This is a genomic window from Enterobacter sp. DSM 30060, from assembly GCF_013375955.1.
Classification (GTDB): Bacteria; Pseudomonadota; Gammaproteobacteria; order Enterobacterales; family Enterobacteriaceae; genus Enterobacter; species Enterobacter intestinihominis.
The window spans coordinates 1482887-1499431 of the sequence record NZ_CP056118.1 but is presented as its reverse complement, the minus strand read 5'-3'; the positions used below and the strand labels follow the sequence as shown (position 1 = coordinate 1499431).

General features: G+C 55.1%; 9 protein-coding genes, 2 tRNA genes and 2 rRNA genes. 11 read left to right on the top strand and 2 right to left on the bottom strand.

Annotated elements, in window-relative coordinates; genetic code table 11:
* Window positions 1-81: 81 nt before the first annotated feature.
* The 3 genes from HWQ15_RS07140 to glyS all read left to right on the top strand — a co-directional run bounded on the left by HWQ15_RS07140 (window position 82) and on the right by glyS (window position 3538).
* Entirely contained in the window at window positions 82-387 is a 306-nt protein-coding gene (locus tag HWQ15_RS07140; RefSeq protein WP_022649742.1) for a YsaB family lipoprotein, read from the top strand.
* Between the two features lie 160 nt (window positions 388-547).
* Window positions 548-1459 (top strand): glycine--tRNA ligase subunit alpha, encoded by a 912-nt coding sequence (gene glyQ, locus HWQ15_RS07135; protein WP_003860141.1) that lies wholly within the window; start codon window positions 548-550, stop codon window positions 1457-1459.
* Window positions 1460-1468: 9 nt separating this feature from the next.
* Window positions 1469-3538: a glycine--tRNA ligase subunit beta gene (gene glyS, locus HWQ15_RS07130; RefSeq protein WP_022649741.1), complete on the top strand. Its 2070-nt coding sequence runs from the start codon at window positions 1469-1471 to the stop codon at window positions 3536-3538.
* Window positions 3539-3727: 189 nt separating this feature from the next.
* Here the strand turns inward: glyS and fadA are convergent, their stop codons facing one another.
* The gene (gene fadA / locus HWQ15_RS07125) at window positions 3728-4891 is read right to left on the bottom strand and encodes an acetyl-CoA C-acyltransferase FadA (RefSeq protein ID WP_000416981.1); all 1164 of its coding nucleotides are present in this window, start codon (window positions 4889-4891) and stop codon (window positions 3728-3730) included.
* Window positions 4892-4900: 9 nt separating this feature from the next.
* Window positions 4901-7090, bottom strand: coding sequence for a fatty acid oxidation complex subunit alpha FadB (gene fadB, locus HWQ15_RS07120; RefSeq protein ID WP_023298848.1), 2190 nt, complete (start codon window positions 7088-7090; stop codon window positions 4901-4903).
* 190 nt (window positions 7091-7280) lie between these two features.
* On the opposite strand from fadB, the gene pepQ reads away from it, so the two are divergent.
* From pepQ to HWQ15_RS07080, 8 genes are all read left to right on the top strand, one after another.
* Window positions 7281-8612: a Xaa-Pro dipeptidase gene (gene pepQ / locus HWQ15_RS07115; protein ID WP_058646750.1), complete on the top strand. Its 1332-nt coding sequence runs from the start codon at window positions 7281-7283 to the stop codon at window positions 8610-8612.
* A complete protein-coding gene (locus tag HWQ15_RS07110) occupies window positions 8612-9226 on the top strand; it encodes an IMPACT family protein (protein WP_058646751.1) in 615 nt (204 codons plus the stop codon). Before pepQ ends, HWQ15_RS07110 begins: the two co-directional genes overlap by 1 nt.
* 41 nt (window positions 9227-9267) lie before the next feature.
* Window positions 9268-10719, top strand: coding sequence for a Trk system potassium transporter TrkH (trkH, locus tag HWQ15_RS07105; protein ID WP_022649737.1), 1452 nt, complete (start codon window positions 9268-9270; stop codon window positions 10717-10719).
* A 10-nt stretch (window positions 10720-10729) separates the two neighbouring features.
* A complete protein-coding gene (hemG, locus tag HWQ15_RS07100) occupies window positions 10730-11275 on the top strand; it encodes a menaquinone-dependent protoporphyrinogen IX dehydrogenase (protein ID WP_022649736.1) in 546 nt (181 codons plus the stop codon).
* A 355-nt stretch (window positions 11276-11630) separates the two neighbouring features.
* A 16S ribosomal RNA gene (locus HWQ15_RS07095) occupies window positions 11631-13172 on the top strand.
* A 70-nt stretch (window positions 13173-13242) separates the two neighbouring features.
* Window positions 13243-13319: transfer RNA gene (locus HWQ15_RS07090), tRNA-Ile, on the top strand.
* Window positions 13320-13361: 42 nt separating this feature from the next.
* Window positions 13362-13437: transfer RNA gene (locus tag HWQ15_RS07085), tRNA-Ala, on the top strand.
* A gap of 171 nt (window positions 13438-13608) precedes the next feature.
* Window positions 13609-16514: ribosomal RNA gene (locus HWQ15_RS07080) — 23S ribosomal RNA — on the top strand.
* Together the 16S and 23S rRNA genes with 2 tRNA genes alongside form the textbook arrangement of a ribosomal RNA operon.
* The last annotated feature ends 31 nt before the right edge of the window (window positions 16515-16545 follow it).

The window sequence follows — 16545 nt, the reverse complement described above, 5'->3', positions numbered from 1 at the left end:
GAGATTCGCAGAATGTTGAACATTAATCTATAAACGTGTTGCTACTAAAAATAACAGCCACTGACCAGGGCGGTAATAAAAATGATGATGAAGCGTGGGGCGTCACTCTTTCTGCTGCTTTTATTAGCAGGGTGCAGTGCTTCTCAGGAGGCTCCAGTCCAAAAAGCGCAGCAGGGGAAAATGAGCCCGGAGCGTTCCCTGAATATGGAACAGCTGTGCAGGGATCAGGCGGCTCACCGCTATAATTCCGAAGCACAGAAAATTCATATTAACGGCTTCGAGCGCTTTCAGGGCAGCTATGAACTGAAAGGCTATACGGCGCGTAAAGAGGGCTTTGTCTGCTCTTTTGATGCAGACGGCCAGTTTTTACATCTCTCAATGCGCTAAATTGCTCGTATAAGCAGCAACCAGAGCCTTCGCAGGTTCTGGCTGTAGGGCTTATTCCCCAATTTTCCCTAAACAACCCCGTTTCGTACTGTATATCTTGCAGCCAGCGGGTATACTGATCCCTTCCATTTAAAACCACACGTATCCAGCACGAAATACTATGCAAAAGTTTGATACCAAGACCTTCCAGGGCCTGATCCTGACCTTACAGGATTACTGGGCTCGTCAGGGCTGCACCATTGTTCAACCTTTGGACATGGAAGTTGGCGCAGGCACCTCACACCCGATGACCAGCCTGCGCGCGTTAGGGCCAGAGCCAATGGCGACCGCCTATGTTCAGCCATCCCGTCGTCCGACCGATGGCCGTTACGGCGAAAACCCGAACCGTTTGCAGCACTACTATCAGTTCCAGGTGGTGATTAAGCCATCACCCGACAACATTCAGGAACTGTACCTCGGGTCACTGAAAGAGCTGGGTATGGATCCGACCATTCACGACATTCGTTTCGTGGAAGATAACTGGGAAAACCCAACGCTGGGTGCCTGGGGTCTGGGTTGGGAAGTGTGGCTGAACGGCATGGAAGTGACCCAGTTCACCTACTTCCAGCAGGTTGGCGGTCTGGAATGTAAACCGATCACCGGCGAAATCACCTATGGTCTGGAACGTCTGGCCATGTACATTCAGGGCGTAGACAGCGTTTACGACCTGGTCTGGAGCGACGGCCCGCTGGGTAAAACCACCTACGGCGACGTGTTCCATCAGAACGAAGTGGAGCAATCCACCTATAACTTCGAATACGCGGACGTGGACTTCCTGTTCACCTGCTTCGAGCAGTACGAGAAAGAAGCCCAGCAGCTGCTGGCGCTGGAGACTCCGCTGCCGCTGCCTGCCTACGAGCGTATTCTGAAGGCTGCCCACAGCTTCAACCTGCTGGATGCCCGCAAAGCGATCTCCGTGACTGAACGTCAGCGCTACATTCTGCGTATTCGTACCCTGACCAAAGCCGTTGCTGAAGCTTACTACGCGTCCCGTGAAGCCCTTGGCTTCCCGATGTGCAACCGAAACAAATAAGAGGCGGCCATGTCTGAGAAAACTTTCCTGGTGGAAATCGGCACTGAAGAGCTGCCACCAAAAGCCCTGCGCAGCCTGGCTGAATCTTTCGCTGCGAACGTCACTGCTGAGCTGGATAACGCTGGCCTGGCGCACGGTAAAATTGAGTGGTTTGCTGCGCCGCGTCGTCTGGCGCTGAAAGTGGCAAACCTGGCGGCGTCCCAGCCGGATCGCGAAGTTGAAAAACGTGGCCCGGCCATTGCCCAGGCGTTCGACGCGGAAGGCAAGCCGAGCAAAGCGGCTGAAGGCTGGGCGCGCGGCTGCGGTATCACCGTCGATCAGGCCGAACGTCTGACCACCGACAAAGGTGAATGGCTGCTGTATCGTGCCCATGTGAAAGGCGAAAGCGCGGAAGCGCTTCTGCCAGATATGATTGCGACCTCGCTGGCTAAGCTGCCGATTCCTAAGCTGATGCGCTGGGGAGCGTCTGACGTACACTTTGTGCGTCCGGTTCACACCGTGACCCTGCTGCTGGGCGATACCGTTATTCCGGCGACCATTCTGGGCGTGGCGTCCGATCGCGTGATCCGCGGCCACCGCTTTATGGGCGAGCCGGAGTTCACCATCGACAATGCTGATCAGTACCCGCAGATCCTGCTGGAGCGCGGTAAGGTCATTGCTGACTACGAACAGCGTAAAGCCAAAATCAAAGCTGACGCCGAAGAAGCGGCGCGCAAAATTGGCGGTAATGCCGATCTGAGCGATAGCCTGCTGGAAGAAGTGACCTCTCTGGTCGAATGGCCGGTTGTGCTGACCGCGAAATTCGAAGAGAAATTCCTGGCCGTTCCGGCTGAAGCGCTGGTGTACACCATGAAGGGTGACCAAAAGTACTTCCCGGTTTACGCCAACGACGGCCAGCTGCTGCCAAACTTCATCTTCGTCGCGAACATCGAATCGAAAGATCCGAGCCAGATTATCTCCGGTAACGAGAAAGTGGTGCGTCCACGTCTGGCGGACGCCGAGTTCTTCTTCAACACCGACCGTAAAAAACGTCTGGAAGATAACCTGCCGCGTCTGCAAACCGTACTCTTCCAGCAGCAGCTGGGTACGCTGCGCGACAAGACTGACCGTATCGCGGAGCTGTCCGGCTGGATTGCCCGTGAAATTGGCGCCGACGTTAACCACGCTACCCGCGCGGGCCTGCTCTCCAAGTGCGACCTGATGACCAATATGGTGTTCGAATTTACCGACACCCAGGGCGTGATGGGCATGCACTACGCGCGTCATGACGGCGAAGCGGAAGACGTGGCTGTGGCCCTGAACGAGCAGTATCAGCCGCGCTTTGCCGGTGACGATCTGCCGTCTAACCCGGTTGCCTGCGCCGTGGCGATTGCCGATAAGATGGACACCCTGGCGGGTATCTTCGGTATCGGTCAGCATCCGAAAGGCGACAAAGACCCGTTTGCGCTGCGTCGTGCTGCGCTGGGCGTGCTGCGCATCATCGTAGAGAAGAACCTCAATCTCGATCTGCAAACGCTGACCGAAGAAGCGGTCCGTCTGTACGGCGATAAGCTGACCAACGCGAAGGTTGTGGATGATGTTATCGACTTTATGCTCGGTCGTTTCCGCGCGTGGTATCAGGACGAAGGTTACTCCGTTGATACCATTCAGGCGGTGCTGGCGCGTCGTCCGACCCGTCCGGCAGATTTCGATGCGCGTATGAAGGCGGTATCCCACTTCCGTACGCTGGAAGCGGCGTCTGCGCTGGCCGCGGCCAACAAGCGTGTATCCAACATCCTCGCGAAATCCGACGAGACGCTGAACGAACGCGTAAACGCTGCAACCCTGAAAGAGCCGGAAGAGATTTCTCTGGCGATGCAGGTTGTGGTGCTGCGCGACAAGCTGGAGCCGTATTTCGCGGAAGGTCGCTACCAGGAAGCACTGGTGGAGCTGGCGGAGCTACGTGACGTCATCGATGCCTTCTTCGAGAAGGTGATGGTGAACGTGGAAGATAAAGAGCTGCGTATTAACCGTCTCTCGATGCTTGAGAAACTGCGTGAGCTGTTCCTGCGCGTGGCGGATATTTCGCTGCTGCAATAATGTAAAAAACCCGCCCCTGACAGGCGGGAAGAACGGCAACTAAACTGTCTCTCTTCGCCAATGGCGCCATAACTGCGTTGGCTGCGCTCGTTCACCCGAATCACTTACTAATGTAAGCTCATCGGGATTCGCTCGCTTGCCGCCTTGTTCTGACGTCATTGGCTTTAAGATACTTTTCCTTATTTACATTTACACTCTCTCAAACACCGTCGCGATCCCCTGACCCAACCCGATACACATCGTCGCCAGTCCGAACTGGGCATCTTTGCGTTCCATCAGGTTGATCAGCGTGGTGCTGATACGCGCCCCGGAGCAGCCCAGCGGGTGACCGAGGGCTATCGCGCCGCCATTGAGGTTAATCTTCTCGTCGATCTGATCCATCAGCCCCAGATCTTTAATGCACGGCAGGATCTGCGCGGCGAACGCTTCGTTCATCTCAAAGAGGTCGATATCACTTGCGCTCAGCCCCGCTTTTTTCAGCGCCAGTTTTGACGCCGGGACCGGACCGTAACCCATGATGGAAGGATCGCAGCCCACGACTGCCATCGAACGCACGCGGGCGCGTGGCGTCAGGCCTAATTCGCGGGCGCGGCTTTCGCTCATCACTAACATGGCGGCGGCACCGTCGGACAGGGCAGACGAGGTGCCCGCCGTTACCGTGCCGGTGACCGGATCAAACGCCGGACGCAGGGTAGAAAGCGCTTCAACAGTGGTTTCAGGACGGATAACTTCGTCGTAGCTGAACTGCTTCAGTACGCCGTCTGCGTCGTGACCGCCGGTTGGGATGATCTCATTCTTAAAGGCACCAGACTGCGTGGCGGCCCAGGCGCGGGCATGTGAGCGCGCGGCAAAGGCATCCTGCATTTCACGGCTGATGCCGTGCAGACGGGAGAGCATCTCGGCGGTCAGGCCCATCATACCGGCGGCTTTCGCCACGTTGCGGCTCATGCCCGGATGGAAATCGACCCCGTGGCTCATCGGCACGTGGCCCATGTGCTCCACGCCGCCCACCAGACAGGCCTGCGCATCGCCGGTCATGATCATCCGTGCCGCGTCGTGCAGCGCCTGCATCGACGAACCGCAAAGACGGTTGACGGTGACCGCCGGAACCGAATGCGGGATCTCCGCCAGCAGAGACGCGTTACGGGCGATGTTGAAACCCTGCTCCAGCGTCTGCTGGACGCAGCCCCAGTAAATATCGTCCAGCGCAGCAGGGTCCAGCGCCGGGTTACGCGCCAGCAGGCTACGCATCAGGTGCGCCGAGAGATCTTCCGCACGCACGTTACGGAATGCACCGCCTTTTGAACGGCCCATCGGGGTGCGAATTGCATCAACAATGACAACCTTTTCCATTGTGACTCCTTAAGCCGTTTTCAGCGTGCCAACCGGACGGGCTGGCTCAACTGCTGGATAGTAGGGTTCGTTATGGCGCGCTTTGTTACGCAGACCTTCCGGCACCTCATAAAGCGGACCGAGGTGCTGATATTGCTGAGCCATATCGAGATAGCGAGCGCTGCCGAGCGTATCCAGCCAACGGAACGCGCCGCCGTGGAACGGAGGGAAGCCGAGGCCGTACACCAGCGCCATATCCGCTTCTGCCGGGCTGGCGATAATGCCTTCTTCGAGGCAACGCACTACTTCGTTGATCATCGGGATCATCATCCGGGCGATGATCTCATCGTCAGTGAAGTCGCGTTTTGGCTGACTGACGTCGGCCAGCAGGCCATCCACCGCCGGATCTTCTTCTTTCTTCGGTTTGCCTTTGCTGTCTTCTTTATAGCGCCAGAAGCCCAGACCGTTTTTCTGCCCAAAGCGGTTGGCGTCGAACAGGGCGTCAATGGCGTCGCGATAATCTTTCTGCATGCGCTGCGGGAAGCCCGCCGCCATCACCGCCTGCGCGTGATGGGCAGTGTCGATGCCGACAACGTCCAGCAGGTACGCCGGGCCCATCGGCCAGCCGAACTGTTTTTCCATCACTTTGTCGATTTTGCGGAAGTCTGCGCCGTCGCGCAGCAGCTGGCTGAAACCGGCGAAGTACGGGAACAGCACGCGGTTAACGAAGAAGCCCGGGCAGTCGTTAACGACGATTGGCGTTTTGCCCATCTTGCTCGCCCACGCCACCACTTTGGCGATGGTTTCGTCGGAGGTTTTTTCCCCACGGATCACTTCGACCAGCGGCATGCGATGCACCGGGTTAAAGAAGTGCATCCCGCAGAAGTTTTCCGGACGCTTCAGCACGCTCGCCAGTTCGCTGATAGGAATGGTGGAGGTGTTAGAGGCCAGTACGGTCTCAGGACGCACCTTCTCTTCCGTTTCGGCCAGCACTGCTTTTTTGACTTTCGGATTCTCAACGACCGCTTCAACCACTACGTCCACGCGCTCAAAGCCGCTGTATTCCAGCGTTGGCTGGATGGTGGAGATCACGCCTGCAAGCTTCAGACCGTCAATTTTGCCGCGCTCAAGCTGTTTATTCAGCAGCTTGGCCGCTTCGGTCATGCCCAGCGTCAGGGATTTCTCGTTGATGTCTTTCATCACTACCGGCACGCCTTTCCAGGCAGACTGGTAGGCGATGCCGCCACCCATAATGCCCGCGCCGAGTACCGCCGCGTGTTTTGGCGTTTCAACGTTTTTGGTGAGTTGTTTGGCTTTGCCCTTCACAAACTGATCGTTAAGGAAGATACCAACCAGCGCGCGGGCTTCGTTGGTGTGCGCCAGCGGGACAAAGCTCTGGTTTTCCAGCTTCAGGGCTTCATCACGGCCCAGACGGGCTGCCGCTTCAATGGTTTTCACCGCCGTGATCGGCGCCGGGTAGTGTTTACCCGCCGTCTGCATCACCATGCCCTTGGCGATGGTGAAGCTCATGGTGGCTTCAATTTTGCTGAGCTTCAACGGCTCCAGCTTTGGCTGACGTTTGGCTTTCCAGTCGAGATCGCCGTTAATCGCCTGACGCAGAATGGCTACAGCGCCTTCAATCAGTTTTTCAGGCTTAACCACGCCGTCCACCAGACCGATTTTCTGCGCCTGTTCCGCGCCGACATCTTTACCTGCGGCAATGATTTCCAGCGCGCTGTCGGCACCCAACATGCGCGGCATACGCACCGAGCCACCAAAGCCCGGCATAATGCCCAGTTTGGTTTCCGGCAGGCCGATGCGCAGGTCTGGGGTCGCCAGACGGTAATCAGTGGCTAACACGCATTCGCAGCCGCCGCCCAGCGCGTAACCGTTAACGGCAGAAAGGGTCGGGACAGGCAGATCTTCCAGACGATTAAAGACGCTGTTCGCAAAGTGCAGCCACTGGCTCAGCTGTTCTTCGGGCACCAGGAACAGCGACAGGAATTCGGTGATATCCGCGCCAACGATAAAGGCCGCTTTGTTGGAGCGCAGCAGCAGCCCTTTCAAATCTGATTGCTTTTCAAGTACATCCAGTGCCTGGCCAAGACTGGCCACCGTCGCGGTATCAAGCTTGTTCACTGAGCCGGGGGCATCGAACACCAGTTCGGCAATGCCATCTTCCAGCCAGTCTACGTACAGGGTGTCGCCTTTGTAGAGCATGTCGGTCTCCTGAATCCAGCAATTGGATCTGGTCATACCAGATGAAACGGAGTGTGGAATTTATGTTAATAAAATGCAAATTAGTCATTAAGAAATTGCTGCACTGATCACGGTCGGTGGAAATCACGCAGCCGGAGTGAGGTGTGCTAAGATGCGATGACTTGAGGTCAAAAAAACGAAAGGAAGAATGATGGACTCACTGGCTTCGCTTTATAAAAATCATATCGTTACCCTACAGGAACGTACCCGCGATGTACTGGCCCGCTTCAAGCTGGATGGCCTGCTGATCCACTCCGGCGAGCTGATGAATACTTTTCTTGATGACCACGCTTATCCCTTCAAGGTTAACCCGCAGTTTAAAGCCTGGGTGCCTGTCACGCAGGTTCCAAATTGCTGGCTGCTGGTGGATGGCGTGAACAAGCCGAAACTGTGGTTCTACCTGCCGGTCGATTACTGGCACAACGTGGAGCCGCTGCCGACCTCATTCTGGACCGAAGAAATTGACGTGATTGCGCTGCCAAAAGCAGACGGCATTGGCAGCCAGTTGCCAGCGGCGCGTGGGAACATCGGCTACATTGGTCCGGTTCCTGAGCGTGCGCTGGGTCTGGATATTCCGGCAGATAAACTCAACCCGAAAGGCGTGCTGGATTATCTGCACTACTATCGCGCCTACAAGACCGACTACGAACTTTACTGCATGCGTGAAGCGCAAAAAACGGCGGTGAATGGCCACCGTGCGGCGCACGAAGCGTTCCAGTCCGGTATGAGCGAGTTCGATATCAATCAGGCCTACCTGACGGCGACCGGCCACCGCGATACCGACGTGCCGTACAGCAACATCGTGGCGCTGAATGAACATGCCTCGGTTCTGCACTACACCAAACTGGATCATCAGGTTCCGGCTGAGATGCGCAGCTTCCTGTTGGACGCGGGGGCTGAGTACAATGGCTATGCGGCAGACCTGACCCGTACCTGGGCGGCGAATGCGGATACTGATTTTGCGCAATTGATCAAAGACGTGAACGATGAACAGCTGGCGCTGATTGGCACCATGAAGGCCGGAACCAGCTATGTGGATTATCACATCCAGTTCCATCAGCGCATCGCTAAACTGCTGCGTAAGCATCAGATTGTCAAAGACATGAGCGAAGAGGCGATGGTTGAGAACGATTTGACCGGGCCATTTATGCCGCACGGTATCGGCCACCCGCTGGGTTTACAGGTTCATGACGTCGCGGGCTTTATGCAGGATGATACCGGTACGCACCTGGCGGCACCGTCTAAATATCCTTATCTGCGCTGCACCCGCGTTCTGGCGCCGCGTATGGTATTGACCATCGAGCCGGGTATCTACTTTATTGAATCCCTGCTGGCGCCGTGGCGCGAAGGGCAGTTCAGCAAGCACTTCAACTGGGAGAAAATTGAAGCGCTGAAGCCGTATGGCGGCATTCGTATCGAAGATAACGTGGTTATTCACGAGAACAGCATCGAGAACATGACGCGAGATCTGAAGCTGGCCTGATGGAAAGCTGGCTGATACCGGCCGAGCCGGTCACCTTTATTGAGGAAATCAAGAAAAGCCGCTTTATCACGCTGTTGGCGCATACTGACGGCGTGGAGGCGGCGAAGGCGTTCGTCGAGTCCGTCCGCGCGCAGCACCCCGATGCCCGCCATCACTGTGTGGCGTGGGTCGCAGGGCCGCCAGACGACTCACAGCAGCTCGGGTTTTCTGACGACGGTGAACCGGCGGGTACGGCCGGAAAACCGATGCTATCCCAGTTGATGGGCAGCGGCGTGGGTGAAATCACCGCTGTCGTGGTCCGCTACTACGGGGGCATTTTGTTAGGCACCGGAGGGCTGGTTAAAGCCTACGGAGGGGGTGTCCAGCAGGCGCTTAATCTGCTGATAACAACCCGCAAAACGCCACTTACGGAATATACTTTGTTATGCGATTACGCCCAGCTATCGGGTATCGAAGCACTGCTTAAACAGTTTAACGGCGTCATCGCACACAGTGATTATCAGGCAATGGTGCAATTACGCGTGGCGCTTCCTCAGGCGGAACTGGCTGCTTTTTCAGCAAAACTCGCTGATTTTAGTCGCGGTTCATTGCAATTACTGCCGATTGAAGAATAATCCCCACCTCACAATTTTGAATACCTAAGGAAGCGGCAGAGATGCATTTTCGTGCCATTACCCGAATCGTTGGATTGCTGGTCATACTTTTCTCCGGGACAATGATCATTCCCGGACTGGTGGCGCTCATCTACCGGGACGGCGCGGGGCGTGCATTTACGCAAACCTTTTTTGTCGCGCTGACGATTGGCTCCCTGCTGTGGTGGCCAAACCGCCGTGAGAAAGGTGAACTGAAATCCCGGGAGGGTTTTCTGATCGTGGTCCTGTTCTGGACGGTACTGGGAAGCGTGGGTGCGCTGCCGTTTATCTTCTCTGAACAACCGAATCTCACCGTCACGGATGCGTTTTTTGAATCGTTCTCCGGATTAACGACCACCGGGGCCACCACGCTTGTGGGGCTGGATTCACTCCCGCATGCAATTCTCTTTTACCGGCAGATGCTCCAGTGGTTCGGCGGTATGGGGATCATCGTGCTGGCGGTGGCTATCCTGCCGATTCTGGGCGTCGGGGGGATGCAGCTTTACCGGGCTGAAATGCCTGGCCCGTTGAAAGATAACAAGATGCGCCCGCGTATTGCGGAGACGGCGAAAACCCTTTGGCTTATTTATGTCCTGCTGACGGTGGCCTGCGCGCTGGCGCTGTGGTTTGCCGGGATGCCTGCGTTTGATGCCATCGGGCACAGCTTTGCCACTATCGCTATCGGCGGGTTCTCCACCCACGATGCCAGCGTTGGGTACTTCGACAGCCCGACGATCAATACCATCATTGCCATCTTTTTGCTGATCTCAGGCTGTAACTACGGTCTACACTTCTCGTTGCTTAGCGGACGGAGCCTGAAGGTGTACTGGCGCGACCCGGAATTCCGGATGTTTATTGGCGTCCAGTTGACCCTGGTGATCATCTGTACCCTGGTACTATGGTTCCACGATGTCTATAACTCGGCGGTCACGACCCTGAACCAGGCCTTCTTCCAGGTGGTATCGATGGCGACAACCGCCGGTTTCACCACGGACAGTATTGCGCGTTGGCCGCTGTTCCTGCCGGTGCTGCTGTTGTGCTCTGCGTTTATCGGCGGCTGTGCCGGGTCGACGGGCGGCGGCCTGAAGGTGATCCGTATTCTGCTGCTGTTCAAGCAGGGGAACCGTGAACTTAAACGTCTCGTCCACCCGAATGCGGTTTACAGCATCAAGCTGGGCAATCGTGCACTGCCGGAGCGTATCCTCGAAGCGGTGTGGGGATTCTTCTCCGCTTATGCGCTGGTTTTTATTGTCAGTATGCTGGCGATTATCGCCACGGGCGTGGATGATTTCTCTGCCTTCGCCTCTGTGGTGGCAACGTTAAACAACCTGGGGCCGGGGCTGGGTGTCGTGGCGGATAATTTCGCCAGTATGAACCCGGTGGCAAAGTGGATCTTAATCGCCAATATGCTGTTTGGTCGTCTTGAGGTCTTTACGCTGCTGGTGCTGTTTACCCCAACATTCTGGCGTGAGTAAGGAGACATTGGTGAAAACGTTAATTCTTTTCTCAACGCGTGATGGGCAAACGCGTGAGATTGCTTCATATCTGGCTTCTGAACTCAAAGAGCTGGGCATTTATTCTGATGTGGTGAACCTGAATCGAACTGAACAGATTGCCTGGCAGGATTACGACCGTGTGGTCATTGGCGCTTCAATTCGTTACGGTCATTTCCATCCGGCGCTGGATCGCTTTGTGAAAAAGCATACGGCGGAGCTCGCTAAGCTGCCCGGCGCGTTTTACTCGGTCAACCTGGTTGCCCGTAAAGCAGAGAAGCGTACACCGCAGACTAACAGCTATACGCGTAAGTTTTTGCTGAGCTCGCCATGGCAGCCCGATATCTGTTCTGTCTTTGCGGGCGCGCTGCGTTACCCGCGTTACCGCTGGTATGACCGCTTTATGATCCGCCTGATCATGAAGATGACGGGCGGGGAAACGGATACGCGTAAAGAAGTGGTTTATACCGACTGGGATCAAGTGGCCAGTTTTGCCCGTGAAATTGCACGTTTAACGGACGATTCGCGGGTTAAATAAGCGTTGAGTTTGAAAAGTGAGCGAACGAAAAGTTTTTTGTATTTAGTGCTTGTCACTTCAGAAGAACTCCCTATAATGCGCCTCCACTGACACGGAACAACGGCACGCAAGCCGCCGGGTCAGCAGAGAAAAGCAAAATAAACGCTTGACTCTGAAGCGGGAAAGCGTAATATGCACACCCCGCGCCGCAGCGAAAACGTAGCGGCACTGCTCTTTAACAATTTATCAGACAATCTGTGTGGGCACTCAAAGTGACATGGATTCTTAACGTCCTCGGACGAAAAATGAATACCAAGTCTCAACGAGTGAACACGTAATTCATTACGAAGTTTAATTCATTGAGCATCAAACTTTTAAATTGAAGAGTTTGATCATGGCTCAGATTGAACGCTGGCGGCAGGCCTAACACATGCAAGTCGAACGGTAACAGGAAGCAGCTTGCTGCTTCGCTGACGAGTGGCGGACGGGTGAGTAATGTCTGGGAAACTGCCTGATGGAGGGGGATAACTACTGGAAACGGTAGCTAATACCGCATAACGTCGCAAGACCAAAGAGGGGGACCTTCGGGCCTCTTGCCATCGGATGTGCCCAGATGGGATTAGCTAGTAGGTGGGGTAACGGCTCACCTAGGCGACGATCCCTAGCTGGTCTGAGAGGATGACCAGCCACACTGGAACTGAGACACGGTCCAGACTCCTACGGGAGGCAGCAGTGGGGAATATTGCACAATGGGCGCAAGCCTGATGCAGCCATGCCGCGTGTATGAAGAAGGCCTTCGGGTTGTAAAGTACTTTCAGCGGGGAGGAAGGCGACAGGGTTAATAACCCTGTCGATTGACGTTACCCGCAGAAGAAGCACCGGCTAACTCCGTGCCAGCAGCCGCGGTAATACGGAGGGTGCAAGCGTTAATCGGAATTACTGGGCGTAAAGCGCACGCAGGCGGTCTGTCAAGTCGGATGTGAAATCCCCGGGCTCAACCTGGGAACTGCATTCGAAACTGGCAGGCTAGAGTCTTGTAGAGGGGGGTAGAATTCCAGGTGTAGCGGTGAAATGCGTAGAGATCTGGAGGAATACCGGTGGCGAAGGCGGCCCCCTGGACAAAGACTGACGCTCAGGTGCGAAAGCGTGGGGAGCAAACAGGATTAGATACCCTGGTAGTCCACGCCGTAAACGATGTCGACTTGGAGGTTGTGCCCTTGAGGCGTGGCTTCCGGAGCTAACGCGTTAAGTCGACCGCCTGGGGAGTACGGCCGCAAGGTTAAAACTCAAATGAATTGACGGGGGCCCGCACAAGCGGTGGAGCATGTGGTTTAATTCGATGCAACGCGAAGAACCTTACCTACTCTTGACATCCAGAGAACTTAGCAGAGATGCTTTGGTGCCTTCGGGAACTCTGAGACAGGTGCTGCATGGCTGTCGTCAGCTCGTGTTGTGAAATGTTGGGTTAAGTCCCGCAACGAGCGCAACCCTTATCCTTTGTTGCCAGCGGTTAGGCCGGGAACTCAAAGGAGACTGCCAGTGATAAACTGGAGGAAGGTGGGGATGACGTCAAGTCATCATGGCCCTTACGAGTAGGGCTACACACGTGCTACAATGGCGCATACAAAGAGAAGCGACCTCGCGAGAGCAAGCGGACCTCATAAAGTGCGTCGTAGTCCGGATTGGAGTCTGCAACTCGACTCCATGAAGTCGGAATCGCTAGTAATCGTGGATCAGAATGCCACGGTGAATACGTTCCCGGGCCTTGTACACACCGCCCGTCACACCATGGGAGTGGGTTGCAAAAGAAGTAGGTAGCTTAACCTTCGGGAGGGCGCTTACCACTTTGTGATTCATGACTGGGGTGAAGTCGTAACAAGGTAACCGTAGGGGAACCTGCGGTTGGATCACCTCCTTACCTTAAAGAACCTGCCTTTGCAGTGTCCACACAGATTGTCTGATGAAAAACAGCAGTAAAAAATCTCTGCAGGCTTGTAGCTCAGGTGGTTAGAGCGCACCCCTGATAAGGGTGAGGTCGGTGGTTCAAGTCCACTCAGGCCTACCAAACTCCTTTTAAAGGATGAGCGGTACAGAGATTACAAACGATGGGGCTATAGCTCAGCTGGGAGAGCGCCTGCCTTGCACGCAGGAGGTCTGCGGTTCGATCCCGCATAGCTCCACCATCCTTTACTGCGAACTCAAGAAAACTTCAGAGTGAACCTGAAAAGGTGCACTGCGAAGTTTTGCTCTTTAAAAATCTGGATCAAGCTGAAAATTGAAACGACACATCTTTAATGGTGTGTTCGAGTCTCTCAAATTTTCGCAATCAGAAGTGAAACATCTTCGGGTTGTGAGGTTAAGCGACTAAGCGTACACGGTGGATGCCCTGGCAGTCAGAGGCGATGAAGGACGTGCTAATCTGCGAAAAGCGCCGGCGAGGTGATATGAACCTTTGACCCGGCGATGTCCGAATGGGGAAACCCAGTGCAATTCGTTGCACTATCGTTAACTGAATACATAGGTTAACGAGGCGAACCGGGGGAACTGAAACATCTAAGTACCCCGAGGAAAAGAAATCAACCGAGATTCCCCCAGTAGCGGCGAGCGAACGGGGAGCAGCCCGGAGTCTGAATCAGCTTGTGTGTTAGTGGAACGGTCTGGAAAGTCCGACGGTACAGGGTGATAGTCCCGTACACGAAAGCACACATGCTGTGAACTCGAAGAGTAGGGCGGGACACGTGGTATCCTGTCTGAATATGGGGGGACCATCCTCCAAGGCTAAATACTCCTGACTGACCGATAGTGAACCAGTACCGTGAGGGAAAGGCGAAAAGAACCCCGGCGAGGGGAGTGAAAAAGAACCTGAAACCGTGTACGTACAAGCAGTGGGAGCCTCTTTATGGGGTGACTGCGTACCTTTTGTATAATGGGTCAGCGACTTATATTCTGTAGCAAGGTTAACCGTATAGGGGAGCCGAAGGGAAACCGAGTCTTAACTGGGCGTTAAGTTGCAGGGTATAGACCCGAAACCCGGTGATCTAGCCATGGGCAGGTTGAAGGTTGGGTAACACTAACTGGAGGACCGAACCGACTAATGTTGAAAAATTAGCGGATGACCTGTGGCTGGGGGTGAAAGGCCAATCAAACCGGGAGATAGCTGGTTCTCCCCGAAAGCTATTTAGGTAGCGCCTCGTGAACTCATCTTCGGGGGTAGAGCACTGTTTCGGCTAGGGGGCCATCCCGGCTTACCAACCCGATGCAAACTACGAATACCGAAGAATGTTATCACGGGAGACACACGGCGGGTGCTAACGTCCGTCGTGAAGAGGGAAACAACCCAGACCGCCAGCTAAGGTCCCAAAGTCATGGTTAAGTGGGAAACGATGTGGGAAGGCACAGACAGCCAGGATGTTGGCTTAGAAGCAGCCATCATTTAAAGAAAGCGTAATAGCTCACTGGTCGAGTCGGCCTGCGCGGAAGATGTAACGGGGCTAAACCATGCACCGAAGCTGCGGCAGCGACGCTTATGCGTTGTTGGGTAGGGGAGCGTTCTGTAAGCCGTTGAAGGTGTCCTGTGAGGGGTGCTGGAGGTATCAGAAGTGCGAATGCTGACATAAGTAACGATAAAGCGGGTGAAAAGCCCGCTCGCCGGAAGACCAAGGGTTCCTGTCCAACGTTAATCGGGGCAGGGTGAGTCGACCCCTAAGGCGAGGCCGAAAGGCGTAGTCGATGGGAAACAGGTTAATATTCCTGTACTTGGTGTTACTGCGAAGGGGGGACGGAGAAGGCTATGTCAGCCGGGCGACGGTTGTCCCGGTTTAAGCATGTAGGCGGAGGTTCCAGGTAAATCCGGTACCTTATTAACGCTGAGGTGTGATGACGAGGCACTACGGTGCTGAAGTGATAAATGCCCTGCTTCCAGGAAAAGCCTCTAAGCATCAGGTAACACGAAATCGTACCCCAAACCGACACAGGTGGTCAGGTAGAGAATACCAAGGCGCTTGAGAGAACTCGGGTGAAGGAACTAGGCAAAATGGTGCCGTAACTTCGGGAGAAGGCACGCTGATATGTAGGTGAAGTCCCTGCGGACGGAGCTGAAATCAGTCGAAGATACCAGCTGGCTGCAACTGTTTATTAAAAACACAGCACTGTGCAAACACGAAAGTGGACGTATACGGTGTGACGCCTGCCCGGTGCCGGAAGGTTAATTGATGGGGTTAGCGGCAACGCGAAGCTCTTGATCGAAGCCCCGGTAAACGGCGGCCGTAACTATAACGGTCCTAAGGTAGCGAAATTCCTTGTCGGGTAAGTTCCGACCTGCACGAATGGCGTAATGATGGCCAGGCTGTCTCCACCCGAGACTCAGTGAAATTGAACTCGCTGTGAAGATGCAGTGTACCCGCGGCAAGACGGAAAGACCCCGTGAACCTTTACTATAGCTTGACACTGAACACTGGTCCTTGATGTGTAGGATAGGTGGGAGGCTTTGAAGCGTGGACGCCAGTCTGCGTGGAGCCAACCTTGAAATACCACCCTTTAATGGCTGGTGTTCTAACGTAGACCCGTAATCCGGGTTGCGGACAGTGTCTGGTGGGTAGTTTGACTGGGGCGGTCTCCTCCCAAAGAGTAACGGAGGAGCACGAAGGTTGGCTAATCCTGGTCGGACATCAGGAGGTTAGTGCAATGGCATAAGCCAGCTTGACTGCGAGCGTGACGGCGCGAGCAGGTGCGAAAGCAGGTCATAGTGATCCGGTGGTTCTGAATGGAAGGGCCATCGCTCAACGGATAAAAGGTACTCCGGGGATAACAGGCTGATACCGCCCAAGAGTTCATATCGACGGCGGTGTTTGGCACCTCGATGTCGGCTCATCACATCCTGGGGCTGAAGTAGGTCCCAAGGGTATGGCTGTTCGCCATTTAAAGTGGTACGCGAGCTGGGTTTAGAACGTCGTGAGACAGTTCGGTCCCTATCTGCCGTGGGCGCTGGAGAATTGAGGGGGGCTGCTCCTAGTACGAGAGGACCGGAGTGGACGCATCACTGGTGTTCGGGTTGTCATGCCAATGGCACTGCCCGGTAGCTAAATGCGGAAGAGATAAGTGCTGAAAGCATCTAAGCACGAAACTTGCCCCGAGATGAGTTCTCCCTGAGACTTTAAGTCTCCTGAAGGAACGTTGAAGACGACGACGTTGATAGGTCGGGTGTGTAAGCGCAGCGATGCGTTGAGCTAACCGATACTAATGAACCGTGAGGCTTAACCTTACAACGCCGAAGCTGTTTTGGCGAAGAGAGA

Bases quoted from the DNA above. Each gene is read 5' to 3' on its own strand.
- fadA (WP_000416981.1), bottom strand. From the start codon at position 4,891: ATGGAAAAGGTTGTCATTGTTGATGCAATTCGCACCCCGATGGGCCGT.
- pepQ (WP_058646750.1), top strand. From the start codon at position 7,281: ATGGACTCACTGGCTTCGCTTTATAAAAATCATATCGTTACCCTACAG.
- HWQ15_RS07140 (WP_022649742.1), top strand. From the start codon at position 82: ATGATGATGAAGCGTGGGGCGTCACTCTTTCTGCTGCTTTTATTAGCA.
- glyS (WP_022649741.1), top strand. From the start codon at position 1,469: ATGTCTGAGAAAACTTTCCTGGTGGAAATCGGCACTGAAGAGCTGCCA.
- trkH (WP_022649737.1), top strand. From the start codon at position 9,268: ATGCATTTTCGTGCCATTACCCGAATCGTTGGATTGCTGGTCATACTT.
- fadB (WP_023298848.1), bottom strand. From the start codon at position 7,090: ATGCTCTACAAAGGCGACACCCTGTACGTAGACTGGCTGGAAGATGGC.
- glyQ (WP_003860141.1), top strand. From the start codon at position 548: ATGCAAAAGTTTGATACCAAGACCTTCCAGGGCCTGATCCTGACCTTA.
- HWQ15_RS07110 (WP_058646751.1), top strand. From the start codon at position 8,612: ATGGAAAGCTGGCTGATACCGGCCGAGCCGGTCACCTTTATTGAGGAA.